This window comes from Pseudomonas sp. ArH3a (assembly GCF_022648765.1).
Taxonomy (GTDB): domain Bacteria; phylum Pseudomonadota; class Gammaproteobacteria; order Pseudomonadales; family Pseudomonadaceae; genus Aquipseudomonas.
In genome coordinates this window covers 4,850,520-4,869,018 of record NZ_CP080330.1, presented here as the reverse complement: position 1 = coordinate 4,869,018, position 18,499 = coordinate 4,850,520, and the positions used below count along the sequence as shown (strand labels likewise).

At 60.4% G+C, this 18,499-nt stretch carries 15 protein-coding genes, 1 tRNA gene and 1 pseudogene; 9 read left to right on the top strand and 8 right to left on the bottom strand.

The window, feature by feature from the left end; translation table 11 throughout:
- Window positions 1–89: 89 nt before the first annotated feature.
- The 4 genes and pseudogenes from K0P33_RS22290 to K0P33_RS22275 form a co-directional block, all read right to left on the bottom strand.
- Window positions 90–451 (bottom strand): annotated as a pseudogene (locus K0P33_RS22290) (pyrroloquinoline quinone biosynthesis protein PqqE); the annotation flags it as partial.
- 370 nt (window positions 452–821) lie between these two features.
- The gene (gene pqqA, locus K0P33_RS22285; RefSeq protein ID WP_003243383.1) at window positions 822–893 is read right to left on the bottom strand and encodes a pyrroloquinoline quinone precursor peptide PqqA; all 72 of its coding nucleotides are present in this window, start codon (window positions 891–893) and stop codon (window positions 822–824) included.
- Window positions 894–1,012: 119 nt separating this feature from the next.
- Complete coding sequence (locus K0P33_RS22280) at window positions 1,013–3,109, bottom strand: PQQ-dependent dehydrogenase, methanol/ethanol family (RefSeq protein ID WP_242151479.1); 2,097 nt, start codon at window positions 3,107–3,109, stop codon at window positions 1,013–1,015.
- 54 nt (window positions 3,110–3,163) lie between these two features.
- Window positions 3,164–4,096 (bottom strand): transporter, encoded by a 933-nt coding sequence (locus K0P33_RS22275; protein ID WP_083357605.1) that lies wholly within the window; start codon window positions 4,094–4,096, stop codon window positions 3,164–3,166.
- 255 nt (window positions 4,097–4,351) lie between these two features.
- On the opposite strand from K0P33_RS22275, the gene K0P33_RS22270 reads away from it, so the two are divergent.
- Window positions 4,352–6,247 (top strand): sigma-54-dependent Fis family transcriptional regulator, encoded by a 1,896-nt coding sequence (locus tag K0P33_RS22270; RefSeq protein WP_242151476.1) that lies wholly within the window; start codon window positions 4,352–4,354, stop codon window positions 6,245–6,247.
- Between the two features lie 164 nt (window positions 6,248–6,411).
- On the opposite strand, the gene lldD is transcribed toward K0P33_RS22270, so the two are convergent.
- Window positions 6,412–7,542, bottom strand: a complete 1,131-nt coding sequence (lldD, locus tag K0P33_RS22265) for an FMN-dependent L-lactate dehydrogenase LldD (protein ID WP_083357607.1) — start codon at window positions 7,540–7,542, stop codon at window positions 6,412–6,414.
- A 101-nt stretch (window positions 7,543–7,643) separates the two neighbouring features.
- On the opposite strand from lldD, the gene K0P33_RS22260 reads away from it, so the two are divergent.
- The 5 genes from K0P33_RS22260 (at window position 7,644) to K0P33_RS22240 (ending at window position 13,225) form a co-directional block, all read left to right on the top strand.
- Window positions 7,644–8,528, top strand: a complete 885-nt coding sequence (locus K0P33_RS22260) for a LysR family transcriptional regulator (RefSeq protein WP_242151474.1) — start codon at window positions 7,644–7,646, stop codon at window positions 8,526–8,528.
- Between the two features lie 87 nt (window positions 8,529–8,615).
- Window positions 8,616–8,691 (top strand) — tRNA-Asn (locus tag K0P33_RS22255).
- A gap of 134 nt (window positions 8,692–8,825) precedes the next feature.
- Complete coding sequence (locus K0P33_RS22250; RefSeq protein WP_083357615.1) at window positions 8,826–9,332, top strand: sigma-70 family RNA polymerase sigma factor; 507 nt, start codon at window positions 8,826–8,828, stop codon at window positions 9,330–9,332.
- Window positions 9,329–10,294, top strand: a complete 966-nt coding sequence (locus K0P33_RS22245) for a FecR domain-containing protein (RefSeq protein ID WP_242151472.1) — start codon at window positions 9,329–9,331, stop codon at window positions 10,292–10,294. Before K0P33_RS22250 ends, K0P33_RS22245 begins: the two co-directional genes overlap by 4 nt.
- Window positions 10,295–10,390: 96 nt before the next feature.
- Window positions 10,391–13,225, top strand: a complete 2,835-nt coding sequence (locus K0P33_RS22240) for a TonB-dependent receptor (RefSeq protein ID WP_094949866.1) — start codon at window positions 10,391–10,393, stop codon at window positions 13,223–13,225.
- A 66-nt stretch (window positions 13,226–13,291) separates the two neighbouring features.
- On the opposite strand, the gene K0P33_RS22235 is transcribed toward K0P33_RS22240, so the two are convergent.
- A complete protein-coding gene (locus K0P33_RS22235) occupies window positions 13,292–15,154 on the bottom strand; it encodes a DUF3857 and transglutaminase domain-containing protein (RefSeq protein WP_242151470.1) in 1,863 nt (620 codons plus the stop codon).
- 202 nt (window positions 15,155–15,356) lie between these two features.
- On the opposite strand from K0P33_RS22235, the gene K0P33_RS22230 reads away from it, so the two are divergent.
- A complete protein-coding gene (locus K0P33_RS22230; RefSeq protein ID WP_242151467.1) occupies window positions 15,357–15,530 on the top strand; it encodes a hypothetical protein in 174 nt (57 codons plus the stop codon).
- A gap of 99 nt (window positions 15,531–15,629) precedes the next feature.
- Here K0P33_RS22230 and K0P33_RS22225 read toward each other — a convergent pair whose 3' ends face one another.
- On the bottom strand, window positions 15,630–16,214 hold the full coding sequence (locus K0P33_RS22225) for a TetR/AcrR family transcriptional regulator (protein ID WP_083357619.1): 585 nt from the start codon (window positions 16,212–16,214) through the stop codon (window positions 15,630–15,632).
- Between the two features lie 112 nt (window positions 16,215–16,326).
- On the opposite strand from K0P33_RS22225, the gene K0P33_RS22220 reads away from it, so the two are divergent.
- Both K0P33_RS22220 and K0P33_RS22215 read left to right on the top strand, forming a co-directional pair.
- Window positions 16,327–16,887 (top strand): flavodoxin family protein, encoded by a 561-nt coding sequence (locus tag K0P33_RS22220; RefSeq protein WP_083357620.1) that lies wholly within the window; start codon window positions 16,327–16,329, stop codon window positions 16,885–16,887.
- 75 nt (window positions 16,888–16,962) lie between these two features.
- On the top strand, window positions 16,963–17,886 hold the full coding sequence (locus K0P33_RS22215) for a LysR family transcriptional regulator (RefSeq protein WP_242151465.1): 924 nt from the start codon (window positions 16,963–16,965) through the stop codon (window positions 17,884–17,886).
- On the opposite strand, the gene K0P33_RS22210 is transcribed toward K0P33_RS22215, so the two are convergent.
- Window positions 17,789–18,493, bottom strand: a complete 705-nt coding sequence (locus K0P33_RS22210; protein ID WP_242151463.1) for a TetR/AcrR family transcriptional regulator — start codon at window positions 18,491–18,493, stop codon at window positions 17,789–17,791. The two genes, K0P33_RS22215 and K0P33_RS22210, sit on opposite strands and share 98 nt — an antisense overlap.
- Between the last annotated feature and the right edge of the window lie 6 nt (window positions 18,494–18,499).

Here is an 18,499-nt window from a genome sequence, read left to right as displayed (position 1 = left end):
TGGGACGCCCGAGGCTTACGGCTTGGCGATCAGACGCGATTCACGCGCGTTGCGAAAGGTCAGGCTGGCGATGCCCTGACAGGCGTGTTATTTCCCCAACCATTCATGCACGCTTTCGGGCGCTCTTCGTAATAGTCCGGCGTTACAAAGATCAGCTTGCAGGGATGGCCTTGGGCTTCGAGTTTGGCGCGGTAGTCGTCGGTGATGCGCTCGTCGCGCACCGGTTGCGTTTTGATCGCTGACAGGCCGACGCGATTTAGCTCGGCCCAGCCGTAGAACTGGCAGGTGGCAAGCTCTACGAAGTCGGCTTCCAGGGCGACGCACAGTCCGATGATGCGGTCGATGTTGTACCGATGGGGAGGAAGTTCAGCACCATCGGGTAGCCTTGGGCTTTCACCGCGCGGGCCATCGCTAATTTCTGGGCAAAAGCCTTCTTGGAGCCGGCCAGCATTGCGGTGCGCTTGGCCCAGGCGTTGGCGGAAATAGGCGCAGCCGGCGAGGTCGATCCAAGGGTAGTGCTGCGGCCAACTGTCCAGGCGTGATTGATGAGTCCAGTGCACACCATCGTCGGAAAGCGCGATGCAAGACTGGGGACGTGGCTGCGCGTGCAAGGTGCCCTCGCGCACGCCGCGGCAATGGCGGCAGTTGCAGCTCCACTAAGGACAGCCGCCGCCTGCGGCTGAGCCAAGAATCCGGATGAACATGGTCGGTTCCTGTAGGCAACCCTCGCTGGCGCGCGACCGGGGCAAAAAAAAGCCCGTGTTAACGGGCCAAAAATAACGTGGCGCGTCGCTTGAGGAAGCGTAGCGCCACGCGGAGCGTCAACGGTTGGCGAAGTACATGGTGACTTCAAAGCCGATACGCAGATCGGTGTAAGCAGGTTTGGTCCACATGATTGAGTTCCTTATTACGTTGGAGTGACTAGCTTCAAATGTTTAGTGCACATTCTTACCGTACATGACGGCGAGTCTCGGTCATGCTAACTCGCCGTCAACGCGTTACCGTTCCGTCATTACGGTGTGGCTTTGGCCGCTGCTGGTTCTTGCGACTTCAGGTACGCGGCGTATTCCTGGCTAATGACGTAGTCCTTGATCTTTTGGACATCTGCCGGTTTCAGGCTGTCCTTGAAGGAGGGCATGCCCAGAGGACGCAGCACGCCATCGAGGACGATCTGCTGGAACATGGCGCGGCGCGCGTCGTCCGACTTGCGCAGGTCCGGTATTAAACCGCCGCTGACCACGCCCACACCGTGGCATACGGTGCAGTAAGTGCCGTATAGCTGCTTGCCGGCGGTGATATCCGCAGCAGACGCTTGGACCGGTCCGGGTATGCGTGTTACCGCAGTTGCCACTTTCTCTGGCAGCGGTGGGAGGGCGGCCTTGCCGTTGAGTTTGAAGACCAACAGACGGCTGATGTTGCCGACCCCGGGTGCCAAGGAAGCATCGCCACCGATAAGCGGGGCTACACCACCCCAGCCAGCCATCAATGCGACGTACTGTTCACCGTCAAGGCTGTAGGTCATTGGCGCGGCGACGATGCCGGTCTGTGCGGCGAACGACCAGAGCCTCTTCCCTTTGTTAGCAGAGTAAGCAATGAGGTCACCGTCCGCGGTGCCCTGAAACACCAGGTTGCCGGCAGTGGTCAGGGTGCCGCCATTCCAATAGTGGGTGTACGGAACGCGCCAGGCTTCTTTCTGTTTGACGGGGTCCCACGCCACCAGCGCACCGGAGACGGCCTCGCGAGGAATCTCCGTGGTGTCATAGAACGCAGCGCCGGTGTTGAAGGCGTTGCGCTTGACGAAGTTTTTGCCTTCGTTGCGATAGACGCCGGGAATCTCCTGGTAAGGGAAATAGACCAAACCGGTTTGCGGGTTGAACGACATTGAGTGCCAGTTGTGTGCGCCAAAGGGGCTCGGCCACATCACAATTGTCTCTTTCTCGTAACGCGAACCGGGTACCTCTACCGGCTTGCCGCTGGCCAGATCGACTTTCTCGGCCCAGGTGACCTTGCCGAACTTCTCGGCAGAGAGCAGTTCGCCGGTCTGGCGGTCGAGCACATAGAAGAACCCGTTTTTTGGCGCCTGCATGAGTACCTTGCGCGGTTTACCGGCAATTTCCAGGGTTGCCAAGGTGATCTGCTGCGTGGCAGTGAAGTCCCAGGAGTCGCCCGGTGTCACTTGATAGTGCCACGCCAGTCGCCCGGTCTCCGGGTTGATGGCGAGGATCGAGGACAGGTACAGGTTGTCGCCGCCGCCCGGGCTGCGCAGCTCGCGGTTCCACGGAGAGCCGTTACCGGTGCCGACGTACAGCAGGTTCATTTCCGGGTCGTAGGCCATGCTGTCCCACGCGGTACCGCCGCCGCCGAACTTCCAGTACTGGTCGCCCTTCCAGGTCTTAGCGGCTTCAACCAACTCCGGGTTTTCGTATGGCTTGCTTGGGTCGCCGGGCACCGTGTAGAAGCGCCAAGCCATTTTGCCGGTCTCGGCGTCGTAGGCGGAGAAGTAGCCGCGCACGCCGTACTCGGCGCCGCCGTTGCCAATGATCACCTTGCCTTTCACCACGCGCGGCGCGCCGGTGATGGTGTATGGCTTGCTGATGTCAGTGGTCTGCTGACTCCAGACTTGCTTGCCGGTTTTGGCGTCAAGGGCGATGAGTCGGCCGTCCAGCGTGCCTATAAACACCTTGCCGTTCCACAACGCCACGCCGCGGTTTACCGCGTCGCAGCAAGCATCACGGGCCTTGTCGCGGGCAACCTGCGGGTCGAAGCTCCAGAGTGTTTTGCCGGTGTGCGCATCGACGGCAATCGCGCGGCTCCATGACAGCGAGGCGAAGAGCACGCCGTCGACGAACAGCGGCGTTGCCTCCAGACCACGGTGGTTATCAAGGTCCAGAGACCAGGCCAGACCGAGCTTGTCGGCGTTTTGTTCAGTGATCTGGTCCAGTGGGCTGAAGCGTTGTTCTTCATAGGTTCGGCCATTGCTGAGCCATTGGCTGCCGTCTTTCTTGCTGGCGATAATGGCGGCCTCGTCGACCTGGGTCGCGACGGCCAATGGCATCATCAGGGCGAGAGCTAAGCCCGCGAATAGTTGCGATGCAGACTGCGTATTCATAAACGCAGGACTCCTGTCTTGTAATTGGAATGAGACCTTTGCTGGCAAGTAGCACTAGAATATTTGAAGGATCCGCAAGTTGATGCGGCTGTCCTCCTTGAAGCCGTTTTCAACTGCCATGTCACGGCCGTAATTGACCATCAGTTGGGTGCTAGGGGTAACGAAGTACGCCGCGCCTACTGTGTATTTGCTGGTATTAGGTTTGTCGTGCATGTCCTGGCTGTCGATATTGCTTTCACCGCCCCAAAACTTCGATACCCCAACACGCACATCAAACTTGTCGGTGAAGTTGTAGCGAAGGAATGCTTGGCCTTGATACAGGGCGTTCTGTTTCTGCGTGACGCTCTGGGCGCCGTAGTCATTGTTGTTGCCGAAGAGCGTCACGTCGCCGATCAGGTCGAGGGTCAGCTTGTCGCTCAGCCCGGTGATGTATCCAGCCTGCAGGGCGAACTTCCAGCGGTTCTCACCGAGGTTGATCGCGTGGTTGTTGTCATAGCTGCCGATGGGTATATATAGGAACGGCGTGATGCCGAAGTAACGCCGCTTGTCAGGTTCATTTATCAGCCAGACGGTGGCGGCCAGGGTCAAGTCGCCGGTGCCGCTGGCGCTGCCCAAATCTTTGACATCGTCCTTAGCTTGCACGTTGCCGAATGGGAGGAGGAACTGTGGGTCGACGATGTAATCGCCAATCTTGGTGAAGTGCACGCCACGCACAATGCCGATATTGGAATTCAGACCAGCGTCGATTGGCGCTTTGTGGCCGTTTGCATACAGTGAGTTGCGTTCGGCATGTTGGCCGTAGAGCATGCCCAGGTTGGTGCCTTCGGGAAATGCGGTGTAATCGCCGGCATCCACGTCCACAGCTGAAGCGCCGTAGGATAGGCTACCTAGCAAGCCGAACAACGCAGCTTGCAACAGATGCACCATGCCGCGTCGGGTTGACGGGCAGATGGGACGGCGCAGAGCCAGCTCTGAGCTCATTTTCATAACATCACCTTTATTGTTTTTGTTTATGTTAGAACGTAGTGACGGGTGCTTATCCGACCTCACAGCAAGTCATTAAGCAGAGCCTGTGCCACTTTTGAGTTCTAAAAAAATATCTGTAGGTGGATGATTATTATAGGGATAATATTTTTCGAGGAAAGCGTATGACTGCCCCACCTGTACGACTGACTCAAATTGAGACATCGCAACAGGGGCGGACTGGCCTATTTTGAGACATTAGCTTGCGAGGCGCATTTCATGCATAACGTCACCGACTCCGCAGTCCCCCCCGCGCGCAAGTATTTCCTCGACTCGTTGATGGTCGAGAGGTCCTGGGAACGTTCGCAAAGCTACGGTCTGAGTCATCGCGACCGTCTGAATGCGCCTGTAGTCGCCAGCCGTGCCCAAATTATCGAAAGCAATCGCCTGTTGCTGACCTGTGCCACGCCCGAGATGGAGCAACTACACGCCTCCCTGTCACGCAAGGACTGGGTGCTAGTCTGCCTCGACTTGCAAGGTGTGGTGCTCAACAGCCTGGGCAGCCGCAGCTCAGACAACCAGGAGTTGAATCAGGTGTTTCGGGTTGGCGCGCAGATTTCCGAGCAAAACGTCGGTACCACCGCGCCGAGTTGCGCTCTGACCGAGCGTGACTCCGTGCTCTTCGTGGGCGGGGAACACTACCTGGAGGAAGCGCGCGACTTTTGCTGTTTTGCCACGCCGATTTTCGGCCCGGACGGCGCCATCGTCGGGGTGCTGGACGCGAGCAGCAAACACCGCGCGCCCTTGATTAACGCGCGGGAGTCCTTGTTGCTAACCGCCAGTGCGATTGAAAATCGTATGTTTAGCCAGCTCAGCGACTTACTGCTGGTGCACCTGCACCTGCGGATGGATATTCTCGGCACCCCGTTGGAAGGCCTGATGGGTTTCGACCAGGCCGGTAAGCTGCGCTGCGCTAACCGCGCTGCTGGTCAGCTGTTGCAGTTAAGCGAGGTTCCGGTCGGTCTGGATTTTGCTGAGCTGTTCGACATGCCCTTCGCTCACGCCGCCTGCTACCGCCGCCACGATCTCAGTGCACCGCTGCGGCTGCGCACGCATCACGGTGGCGAACTGCACGCGTGCATTACCCTAGGCCCCGTTCTTAAAACGGAGCGGGCGTTGAGGCAGGAACCTTTGCCTGCGTCTATCGCCAAACCGCCGCTACTGCCGCAAGCGGCGCCGTATTTGCAGGACCCAGCGCTGCAGAGTGCCCTTGCCCGCGCTCGCCAGGCCTTCGCCCGGGATATTCCCGTGCTGATCAACGGCGAGACCGGCACGGGTAAAGAGGTTTTCGCCCGCCTGTTGCACGAAGGTAGCAGCCGCGCCGGAGAAGCCTTCGTGGCTATCAACTGCTCGTCTATTCCGGCCAGCCTGATCGAGTCGGAACTGTTCGGCCACGTCGAAGGTGCCTTTACCGGCAGCCGCAAAGGTGGCGCGATCGGCAAAGTTGAACAGGCGCACAAAGGCACCCTCTTCCTCGACGAGATCGGCGACATGCCGATGGAGCTGCAAGGTCGTCTGCTGCGGGTGTTGCAGGAGCGCAGCTTTACCCGCTTGGGCAGCAGCCAAGTGATTCACGTGGATTGCGCGCTTATCTGCGCCACTCACCGAGACCTCAAGCAGCTCAACGCCAGCCACGGCTTTCGCGAAGACCTCTACTACCGTATAAACGGCCTGCGTGTGACGCTACCGGCGCTGCGCGAGCGTCAGGACTTGGTGGAGCTGATTCAGCATCTGCTGCGCGCCGAAAGCGCCACGCGCCAGCCGCTCACGCTGAGTGACGCGGCGCTGCAAGCGCTGTTGAATTACCGCTGGCCGGGCAATGTCCGTCAGCTCTACCAGACGCTCCGCCTGGCTGTCGTGTTGGCCGAGGATGGCGGTGAGATCGGCCTGGAGCATCTGTCGGAAGACGTTCTTGAAATCATTGAAAAGGTCGCCGACTCAGCCTCAATGACAGACTCGGCGCCACAGGCAGCACATACACTGCAGGCCGCAAAACTGCTTGCAATCAAGACGGCCGTGGCAGCGAGCGGTGGCAACCTTTCGGCGGCTGCGCGCAGCCTGGGGATCGGGCGAGCAACCCTCTACCGGAAGTTAAAGGGACTTGAGGAAAACTGAGGACGCTGCGTTGCACCGCCGTAGGTTTTCCTCCCATACCTTACCGCTGTTGAAGCAACTCGAAAGCGCTTGTCAGCCAGTTGGTCGTTGGGCAGGGTTGAATCGCCCCGGATTCTCTAAATACCTTGCAAGCTCAAGGCGCGCGGCATCGTCGAACAGCAGGGTTAAACCAAGGTGCTGGCGTCGATCTGCTCGATTGAGGTGACGCCGGTCAAGGTCATGGCCACGCGCATTTCCTTAGCGAAAATATCCAGCAGGTTCTCCACCCCGCGCTGGCCATCGGCAGCCAGTGCATAGGCGTTGGCGCGGCCCAGCAGGCAGCCCTTGGCACCCAGGGCAAGCATGCGCACCACGTCGAGCCCGGAGCGAATGCCGGAGTCCACCAGCACCGTGAGGTCATCGCCCACCACCTCGGCAATCGGTGGCAGCGCTTTGGCGGTGGACAGCACGCCGTCCAACTGACGGCCGCCGTGGTTGGAGACGACGATACCGTCGGCGCCGAAACTCACGGCATCCTTTGCGTCCTGGGGGTCGAGTATGCCTTTGATGATCATCGGGCCTTTCCAGAACTCGCGGATCCACTCCAGGTCTTTCCAGCTGATCGAGGGGTCGAAATTGTTCGCCAGCCAGCCGATGTAATCTTCCAGGTGGGTCGGCTTGCCGAGGTATTTGGAGATATTGCCCAAGTCGTGCGGGCGGCCCATCAACCCTACATCGAAGGCCCATTGCGGCTTGGTGATGGCCTGCAGCATGCGTCGCGAAGCCGCGAACGGCCCGGACATGCCCGAGTGCGCATCGCGGTAACGCGCACCCGGCGTGGGCATGTCGACGGTGAACACCAGCGTGGTCACCCCGGCGGCCTGTGCCCGCTCCAGGGCGTTGCGCATAAAGCCGCGGTCCTTGAGCACATACAGCTGGAACCAGATCGACTGCGGGCTTTGCGACGCCACTTCTTCAATCGAACACACCGACACCGTCGACAGGCAGAACGGGATGCCCTTGTTCGCCGCGGCCTTGGCCGCCTGCACTTCACCGCGCCGTGCGTACATGCCGGTCAGGCCGACGGGGCTGAGGATCACCGGCATGGCCAACTCCTGGCCGAACAGGGTGGTTTTCAGGCTCAGGTTGTCGACATTGCGCAGGACGCGCTGGCGCAGGCTGATCTCGGCCAGGTCCGAACTGTTGGCACGCAGCGTGTGCTCGGCGTACGCGCCACCGTCGATGTAATCGAACAGAAAGCGCGGCAGCTTGCGCTTGGCGGCGGCACGGTAGTCGGAGGCGGACGAGATGATCATGAACGGGTTCTCCACAGAGCAAGGTTGCTCCACGATAAGCAAAAAGCTGGCATGATAAAAACAACTTTTATTACTAGCATCCAGTCGCTAAGGGAATACCGATGAACCTGCGAACATTGCGTGCCTTTGTTGAGGTGGTGCGCCAGGGCGGCTTCTCCCAAGCGGCTGACGTAGTGGCGTTGACCCAATCCACGGTGAGCAAGGCGGTCAAGACGCTGGAAGATGAATTGGGCACGCCGCTGCTCAATCGCCTCGGCCACAAGAATGAACTGACCGCCGCCGGCGAAATTGCCTACCGCCGCGCACTGGTGTTGCTCGCCGAGCACAACGACCTGGTGGCCGAGATCAACGACCTGCGCGGCCTCAAGCGCGGCGTGCTGCGCATCGGCTTGCCACCGGTCGGCTGCGGCGTATTGTTTGCGGCGATGTTCGCCGCCTATCGCACGCGCTACCCCGACATCGACATCGAACTCACCGAATACGGCAGCAAACGCCTGCGCGAATGCCTCGAGGCCGGGGAGGTCGACCTGGCGGCCTTGCTACTGCCGGCGGACGAAGGCTTCGACTACCAACCCGTGCGCAATGAACCGCTGATGGCCGTGTTGCCCATGAGCCACCCACTGGCCCGACGCAAACGCATCGACTTCACTGACCTGGCCGATTCACCGTTCATCTTGTTCGAAGCCGGTTTTGCCCTGAACGCCAAAATCCTCGCCGCCTGCGAACGCAAAGGCGTCACGCCTCGGGTCACCGCCCGCAGTGGGCAAATCGACTTTATCGTCGACCTGGTTTCCGCAGGGTTGGGCGTCGCCTTCCTGCCACGCATGCTCGCGCACAAACACCAACACCCCGGCATCGCCCTGATCCCCTTGGACGAACCCCACACCGATTGGCACATCGCCCTGGTCTGGCGCGCCAGCGCGCACCTGCCGCCGGCGGCCCGCGCCTGGCTGGATCTGGCCAAGGAAATGGCCAGCCCGGTGTAGAAGGTTGCAGCGGTCATTTGTAGGAATTCGGCTGAGTGCACCTTCAGTGCTTGACTTCTTCTTTTTAATCAGTAACATACGGCGCATTCCGCGATAGCTCAGTTGGTAGAGCAAATGACTGTTAATCATTGGGTCCCTGGTTCGAGTCCAGGTCGTGGAGCCAGATAGAGAAAAGCCTGCAGAGATGCAGGCTTTTTTTTGCCTTGGATTTGGCCCATGGCAGCGATCCCAGCCCCTATACAACGCCCACCATAAAGCCATAAAATGAGAAGCATTATCATTTAATGCGGATCTGACATGCACGACGACAGCATCGCCTCGCCGGTCGCCCAGTTGTATGCGAATCACCATGGCTGGCTTCGGGGCTGGCTGCATCGGCGTTTGGGGCACAGTGCCGATGCCGAAGACCTGGCACACGACACCTTTATCCGCGTGTTGCGCTCCAAGGAAGATGTACACGAGCTGCGCCAGCCCATGGCGTTTCTGGCCACCATCGCCAATGGTTTGCTGATCAATCGCTGGCGTCGCCAGGCGATCGAGCGGGCGTATCTGGAAGCGTTGGCGGCGCGGCCGGTGGGCGAGGAGCCGTCGCCGGAGGAGCGGCACTTGATGATCGAGACGTTGTTGCAGCTCGATTCGCTGCTGGTCGGGTTGTCGGCGCGGGTGCGGCAGATTTTCTTTTTGTCCCAGCTCGATGGCCTGACCTATCCGCAGATCGCCGCGCAGTTGAGCCTGACGGTGGCGCAGGTGCAGCGCGCCATGGGCAAGGCGTTCAGTGTTTGCTACGCGAGCCGGTTCGAATGAGTGGCGCCGCGGTTGATCCTCGCGTGCGCGACACTGCCATTGATTGGCTGGTGCAGCTGCAGTCCGGCTTGATGAGTGTCAGTGATCACCAGGCCTTGCAGGTGTGGCGCCAGGCCAGTGCCGAGCATGAGTACGCGTGGCAGCGGGTCAGTGGCTTGCCTCTGTTGCTTCAGCCGGGCGCCAACTTGTTAGCCGATGCTACGGCGCGTCGGGCGTTGCAGTTGGCGGGGGCCGATCCACAGCGCCGTCGTCAGGTGCTCAAGTGCCTGCTGGCGTTGGGGCTGCTCGGTGGAATGTCCTGGCAAGCGGCGGATTCCACGCTGGTACGTTCGGCATTGGCCAGCTATCGCACCCGTGTGGGTGAGCGGCGGCGCTGGGCCTTGGCCGATGGCTATTCGCTGTGGCTGAACACCGCCAGTGCGGTAAACCTGGACTTGAGCGCCGGGCGGCGCAGTGTGCAGTTGGTCGAGGGCGAGTTGGCCCTGGATACCCCGGCAGGTTCCGCGTCATTGGAACTGCTGACCCCCAACGCGGTGCTCTACAGCCATGGCGCCCACCTGTTGGTGCGCCATGATCACCAAGGCACGCAGGTGACGGTTTTGCGCGGGCTGGCGCAGGTGAGCACGCGGCATCAGCCGACACCGGTGCCGTTGCAGGCGGGCTGGCAACTCAAGGTTGATGAGCGTGGAGCAGGGCGCCCGAGCCCTATCGATGTGTTGCTGGCCCAGGCCTGGATGCGCGGCATCCTGCCCGCCGAACGCATGCGCCTGGACCAATTGCTGGCCGAACTTTCGCGCTATCGCCAAGGCTTCTTGCGTTGCAGCGAAGCGGTGGCGGGCCTGCGCATCACTGGCAGTTTCCAGCTGGACGATACCGATGCAGCGCTGGCGTTGGTCGCCAATACCTTGCCGGTGCGTATCGAACAAAGAACGCGTTATTGGGTGACCGTGGTGCCCGCGTGAAATTTTTTTTCGGCGACGCGATAGTTTTTTCGATCTGGCTTGGCCTTTAGGTATTACCCACCGGCACAGGTGGGTGTCGACCCTTAGGAGCCTTGTATGATTTCCCCCGCTCGTGTCTTGCGTACCCATACATTCAGCTTGTTGTTTCTCAGCCTCCAGCCGCTCTACGGCGAGTTGGTTTTTGCGGCCGGCGAGCGCGCCTTTAGCATCAGTGCCGGCCCGTTGGACAAAGTGCTCTCGCGCTTTGGTGCCGAGGCCGGGATCAGCATGGCGGGCAGTTCGCTGCTCACCGCCGGCAAGACCAGTCAGGGCCTGCAGGGCGATTTCAATACCGAGGCGGGTTTGACTCAGCTGCTGTCGGGCACTGGCCTGGGCTATCAGCGCCAGGCGGACGGTGGCTATGTTTTGCGCCCACACCAACAGGCAATTTCCCTGCCGACGCAAAAGGTGATTGGCGAAAATCTCGATGAGGAGGAGGTCTACCGGGCGCCGCGCTCATCGGTGTATATCTCCGGCGAAGACATGCAGCGCTTTGGTGTGGTCTCGGTGGGCGATGTGCTCAAGGGCCAGCCTGGTGTGCAGGTCGGCGACAGCCGTAATGGCGGCGGCCTGGATGTGAATATCCGTGGCATCCAGGGCCAGAGCCGGGTGGCCGTCACGGTGGACGGTTCGCAGCAGGCATTGGATGTCTATCGCGGTTACGCCGGTACCCAGCAGCGCAGTTACATCGACCCGGACATGATCAGCGACATCACGATCGACAAGGGCCCCAGCCTGACCTCCAGCGCTATCGGCGGCACGGTGAAGATGCGCACGCTCACCGTCGACGACATCCTCAAGGACGGCCAGAGCATCGGCCTGCGCCTCAAAGGCGACCTGTGGAACAACGGCGTCGCCCCAGCCTCCCGTGACCCGCATTCCAAGACCGAGGCCCTGTACTCTGAGCCACATCAGAGCCGCGGTGGGCTGTTCGGCTCAGAGGCGCAGGCTGGCAGTGCCGCGTTTGCCTATACCCATGAGTTTTTCGACGTGGTGGCGGCCTATGCCAAGCGCGATCAAGGCAACTATTTTGCCGGCAAGAAGGGGCAGGATCGCTATCGTACTTACAACCGCTGGGGTGATGAAGAAACCAGCGTGGCCACCACCTACAACGCCGGCGAAGAAGTGCTGAATTCCTCGTCGAGCACCGAATCGTTCCTGCTCAAGACCACCTTGCGTCCGGCGGACGGGCATACCTTCGACCTGGGTTATCGCCGCTACGACGGGCGCATCGGGGAAATCATGCCTTCGGATATCTTCCGCTTCGGCACCGGCGGCATCTATCAGTACCCGCTGGGTCACACCAAGATCGACACCTACACGGCGCGTTACAACTACTTGCCTTCGGGTAACCCGTTGGTGGACCTGACTGCCGACCTGTGGCTGACCGATGCGCAAACCAGCCAGCTCACCTCGGTGGCGGCGCCAGCGTCCCAGGCGTATCGCTCGGACCGCGCCTGGAGCCGACAAGCTGACCAGCGCATTGGCGGCGGCTTGGCCAATACCTCGCGCTGGGCGACCGACTACGGCGACTTGAAGCTGGACCTGGGCGGCTCGTTCCAGCTCGAAGAACTGCGCCCGCAAAAAGGCGTGGTCACCAACCAGGACGATATCAACGCCAACCGTATGTTGCGCGAAGGGTCGCGGCAGGAGTTCAGCTTCAATGGCAAGTTGGAATACAAGCCAGTGGACAGCCTCACGTTATGGGGCGGCGGGCGTTACACCCACTATCGCAGCAAAGACCACATCGCCAATGCCACGGCACGGCGTGAGGAACGTGACCTGCGCTACCTGCGCGTCTACAACGGCGACAATTCCGGCAACATGATGTGGTTCCCTGACCAGAATGGCGATTACACCGACGCCACCGATCCACGCCTGAACAATGGCATTGTCTTCCAGAACACTAACTTTCCTTTCGAGGGCGTTCGGTACAACACCTTTGGCGCGGTTGATTCCACGGTCTATCCGTCCCAGGTCGGGGAAGTGGTTACCGGTTATGACTATTCCGCCAAGGCGAGCAACAGCGGCGGCGCCTTTGCCCCAGCGGTGGGCATCAATATCGAGGTGCTGCCGGACACCTTCGTGTATGCCTCTTACACCCAAGGCTTTCGTATGCCTTCGCTGTTTGAAACCAGCCAGGGCGTGTTGCAGACCATGCCCGGTAAAGGCCTGAAGCCCGAGCGCTCGAGCAATTGGGAGATCGGCGCCAGCACGCTGCACAAGGGGTTGTTGTTCGATGACGACTCGGCGGCGATCAAGCTGGCCTACTTCAACAACACCATCAAAAACTACATCACCCGCTACTACGACCCCAGCCCTGGCCTGTGGGGCTTGATGCGCTTCAGCAATACCGACAGCTACAAAACCAGCGGCCTGGAGTTCCAAACCCGCTACGATGCCGGGCGCGTCTTTGCCGACCTGTCGTCCACCTACTACCTGAAGACCGAAACCTGCGATTCAGCCTTCGCCGCCACACTGCGCGCCACCAGCAACCGTTATCAGCAAACCAGTAATACGCCGAACTGCACGCCGGGCAGCTTCATGGGTTCCTACACCAACACCCAGAACCCACCACGGTTCGCGGGCAATCTGACCACAGGCCTGCGCTTTTTCGACCAGAGCCTTACGCTCGGCACACGCATCACCTACACCTCAGGCCCCACCGTCACCGCCGATAAACCCTGGCAGACCGGCGCCACCACGCCGCAATTGAATTACCGCGAGGTGGCCTTGGTCGATCTGTTCCTTAACTACAAGTTGCAGGAAGATGCCAGCCTCAACGTGTCGCTGCAGAACCTGACCGATCGCTACTACTTGGATCCGCTGGCGCAGAGTTTCATGCCTGCGCCGGGGCGCACGCTGCGGGTGGGAGTGCAGGCTAAGTTCTAAAGGGGAAGGTGGTGATCCTCGCGCGGCGGTGCAACCGCCCGTCACGCGAGAATCGGCAAGGCGGGTTTACAGCGTCTGCACAATAATCTGGCTTTTCAGATCGTTGACCATACCTTCAATCGCCGGCTTCATCGCGACGAAATCTTGCGGGCTGCACACCACGTCGGGGTGGTTAAACGCGTAGCTGCGAGTAATCAGTACGCTATTGCCTTTTTTGACGTAAGTGGTCTGGTAGGTGAAACCGCCGATGTTCAGGGCTACGGCCTTGGGCACCGCCAGGATGTTCACTTCTTTTGGGAAATCGAAGCGTGCCTTTTCTTTGATCGTGCCGGAAGTACAGGTGAAGTTCTGAGTACGGTCCTGTTCCGACAGGAAGCTGAACACGTTCTGGCCGATACCGCCCGCCAGGCTGCTCAGCGCAGGCACGCCGGTAGGGCCGGGCAGGTTGACCAGGTTGTCGGTGCGCCCCTTGGCCGTGGACTTGAAGGTGACGGCGTTGCTTTCCAATGGGTCGGTTTCGATCTTGCCGCTGCCGGTTTGCCCATACATGTTGAGGATCTGTTGGGTCAGTTGATCGCGGTCAGCAGGCATCATGGACTTGAACAGGAAACGGGTGAGTTCCGTGCCCCAGCCTTCCACCGTGGTGCCGTTAGTGAAGTCCGCCGCGCCGCTCTGCTCGATCTTGAAATGCAGCGTGCTGTCTACCTTGCCCAACTGGCTTGTGGGCGTACGCGCCAGTTCGCCGCTCTGGGTCAACAACGCGGTTTTGCCCAATTCCGGAAGCGGCAAGTAGCCGGCGGCGATGGGGGTGGCGGTGGAGTCCAGATAAAGATCGAGGGCCGGGATGTAAGTGATCGCATGGTTAAGCAAACCCAAGGTCGGCACCTTTGGCAGTACGTAGGCGTCGCCCAGGTTGATCAGTGCGGGTGAGCTTTCAATGGCCACGGCCTTGAGCAGTGCTTCAAGCAAGGCCACATGGTCCTTGCAGTCGCCATAACGGTTATCCAGCACGGCCTGCGCCGAGTGCGGCACCACGCCGCCATTGCCGATGTAAACCGCGACGTAGCGAATGTTCTTGCGCACCCAGTCACTCAATACCAACGCTTTGCTGCGTGGTGTGTCCAGGTTGGCGGTGAGTTTCTTGGCCAGTTGGGTAATGGCCGGTGTTACCTCGACCTGCGCCCTGGCAGCGTACGCCTGGGCAAATTGTTTGTAGTCGGTGAACGTCGACACCGCCAGACGCTGGCCGTAATCCGTGTAGGCAACAGAGCCGACTTCAACGCGATTTTTCTCGGTGGGCTCCAGGTCCCAACGGTAGATTTTGCGCCCGTTGGCGGTGGTCGGTTCGGTGGCTTTGAAGCCCCTCACGTCAGCGAACAAGGGCATGTCAGCCGGCATGTCGTAGGTCAAGTGGCTCTGCTGGTTCTCGTAGAAGTCCGGTGCATATAGGTCTTCGAATTGCCCAGGGAACATCGGCTTGGTGCGCTGGCGCTGGTAGTGCAACACCATGCGGTCACCCACAGCCACATCCGGAAAGATCACCACTTTGATCCGCGAGTCCTGGAACATCGGCGCTTCGGCGGAGGCTTGCTCCTGCTGCTCCTTGATCTGATCAGCAGCGACCGGCACTTTGCGCCCATCGGCTTTCAGCGTGTAGGCGTCCACGATGTCCACGGTTTCCAGCGTGCGGTTAAAACTTACCGAGCGCTCGGCGTTGGGCTTGATCGCGCGCTCTTCATTGATGCGCCGGACCAGCTCGACGTCGAGCACAAAACTGCCGTCGGCCTTCACTACGTAGGACTGGTTATTTTTTTCGACAGTCAGCGAGCGGTCGGTGTAATCGGCACTTGCCTGCGCGCTGAATAGCCCGCAGATGACCACCGTCAGTGCACCGAACAGGCGCGTCGGGGAGAGAGTAACGCTTTGCATAGAGATCCTTCTAAACGATGACGCGCACCGTCTGGAGGAGGGCGCGCGTTCCTTGGTAAACCGCTAAATGCGAAGCATTACTATATAGAGGTGGCAATGAGCCTGCAGCTTTTTGTTGCTTAAAACCGTGTGGGAAGGTTCTGTGTGTCCGCCTCTAACGCAGTTCTCGCCTCACGCCGCTCCCACTTCGCAATCCTTAGACGTGGAGATTTTCGACCGCCGCACGGTGCTGGCCCAGGGCGCGTTGCATGCGCTGATGACGCAACCGGAACAGCCGAGCGCTCGGTATGTGGCGCGGCACCGGGTGGGTCGCCAGTTTGGCTTGAACCAGGACATGGCGCAGGCGTGCTGTGACTTCTCGACGTTGTTGCTTTAAGCCGAACCTGAAGCGTGCAGGATCTTCTGTGAAGAGTAGGCTTGTGTGGCAAGCCCACTCGCCACAACCACCGTCAACGCCATAGCCACAAGCGGATGCCTATTCAGTGCGCAACAGCAGCGCTGAGGTGAGCGCGATGAAGTCGTCGTAGGGTTCCTGCGAGCGGTCGACCTTGCCGCGCAGCACTGTGCCTTGCAGTGCGTTGATCAGGAAGCGTGCCGTGGAATCCGGCGCCAGCCCTGCGCGGAACTCACCACTCGCCACGCCTTCGCGCACCACGTGCGCAAACGGCACGGCCCATTCCAGCAACAGCTGGGCGATGGTGTCGCGCACCTCGTCATGGCGTAGCGTCATTTCGGCCGCCAGGTTGCCGATCAGGCAGCCGTAGTGAAACGTATCGGCACTCGCCGGCGTGGAAATCTTGACCAAGCCTTGCAGTTTCTCCAGGGCCGTGAACGCTGGGTTGGCAACGATGGCCTGTGCGTTCTGCGTCCAACCCTTGAAATAACCCTGCAGCGCTGCGCTGGCAAACGCTTCTTTAGAGCCGAAATGCCCGAAGAACGAGCCCTTCTGCATGCCCGCGTGTTCGACGATGGCATCCACCGAAGAACCTGCGTAACCGTGGCGATGCAGCACGTTGATGCCCGCTGCCAGCAGCTCTTCCTTACGTGAAGGGCGCCCCATGGTGTGTCTCCGGTTTTGCAAATATTTGAAACAAGCTTAAGTCTAATGCTTGACATCAGTCAAACCGACTGGTCAGTATATAAACTCATTCAAACCTCACGAGCATCAGCACATGACCAGCACAGTAGTGGTGTATTTTTCCGGTTACGGCCATACCCGTCGCGTCGCGCACACTGTGGCGGAAGGGGCGCAGGCGCAGTTGGTGGAAGTGAGTGAAAACGGCGAGGTGTCCGAAGCAGGCTGGGCGCTCCTGAATGCAGCCGATGGCATTATCTTCGGCACGCCAACCTACATGGGCTCCAGCGCTTGGCAGTTCAAGAGATTCTCTGATGCGACTGCGAAGTACTGGTTTAGCCGTGGCTGGCAGGACAAGGTGTTCGGTGGCTTTACCGTCAGCGCCAGCTTCAGCGGCGACAAACAAGTCACCTTGATCGGCCTGCAAACACTGGCCTCCCAACACGGTGGCATCTGGGTCAGCCTGGGCCTGCTACCGGCCAGCACCCTGGCGGCGACACGCAACGATATCAACAACCTGGGCGGGTCGGTGGGCTTGATCGTACAGGCGCCTTCGGATGCTGACGCGTCGGCAATCCCTGCCGGCGATATCAAGACGGCGTTGCTCTATGGGGAGCGCGTGGCCAAGATTGCAGCGCGGCTGAAAGCCACAAGCTGATAGCGCTGTAGTTGTACGCCAGGTATTGATAAACAGAGCGTGTTCTCTATTTATCGATACCCGGTGTAATCAATCATGAAGCGCCATTTCGAAGATGTGCAACTGGGCAGCATTGAGCTGTTCTGCCTCGCCGCCGAGGCCAGCAGCTTCACCGCCGCCGCCCAGGTCGCCGGCGTGACCCCGGCCGCGGTGAGCCGCAGCATTTCGCGTCTGGAAGAGCGCCTGGGGTCGCGTTTGTTCGTGCGCACCACCCGCAGCATTCGCCTCACCGACAGCGGCCGTAGCTACTTCGAGCAATGCCGCCAGGCCCTGACCCAACTGGTGGAGGCGCAGCAGGAAGTCATGGGCGCGCAGCGGGTGCCGTCCGGCCAGTTGCGCATCAGCGTCCCGACCACGTATGCCCATCATCGGCTGTTGCCGCTGCTGCCCAAATTCCGCGCGCTGTACCCGCACGTGAGCGTGGACATCCATATCAGCAACCGCAATATCGACTTCGTTGCCGAAGGCTATGACCTGGCCATTCGCGTGCGCGCCCAACCGGACTCCTCGCTGATCGCCCGGCTGCTGGAAGACGCCGAGTTGGTGGTGGTCGCCGCACCGGCCTATCTGCAACGCGCCGGCACGCCACAGACGTTGCAGGAGTTGGCGTTGCACGAGTGCATTCAGTTTGAATTGCCGAGCAATGGCCGGCGCATCCCCTGGTTGTTCCAGGAGCACGGCCAGGAGCAGGCGTTCGCGGGGGAGGCGGGGTACAGCATTTCGCAGGATGTGTTGGGCGGCGTGACCTTGGCCAAGCACGGGGCGGGGCTGTTTCAAACCTACAAGTTCATCGTCGAGCAAGAATTGGCTGACGGCACACTCGTGGAAGTGCTGAAACCCTTTGGTGGGCGCTCGCGACCGTTTACCTTGCTGTACCCCCATGGGCGCTATGTGCCGCATCGGGTGCGGGCGTTTGTGGATTTTTTACTGGCGTGTCGTGACGAATGGGCGGCGCCGTAGACGCGGCGATATCCCACGTCAGCAAAATTTGGCTGATCGCCGCGTCGATCACTGTGTAGGGCACATCATCGCGCGCCAGGATCGAAACGCCCTGCAGGAAGCTGTCAAACACGGTCGCCATTGCCGGTGCATGAAGCGTGTCCGGCAGTTGACCGGCACGGATGCCTCGCTCAACACACGCCACAATCCCCGCCCGCGTTCGCGCGCGCGATTGCGTCAATGCCTGCGTCACCCGCGCGTTCTCCGGGCTGGGTGCGCTCATCACGCCCAGCGCCACCATGCAGCCCTTGGGATGCCCATCGTCACACTGCATGCGCGCCGATTGGCGCAGCGCGGTTTCGAGGGCCTTACGCGGCAGCAAGGTGTCGTCCCACAGGCATTCGGTGACCCGGGCGTAGGTCGCCAAATAGCGTTGCACACACTCATCGAACAGCGCCTCTTTGGAGCCGAAGGCTGCATAAAAACTCGGCGCGGAGATACCGCCACCCAGGCCGGCCTTGAGCTGGGCGAGTGAGGTGGCGTCGTAACCGTGCTGCCAGAACAGGTGCAGGGCCTGTTCCACGGCCTGGTCGCGGTCGAAATTACGCGGGCGGCCCATTTGTGCCATGTCCAG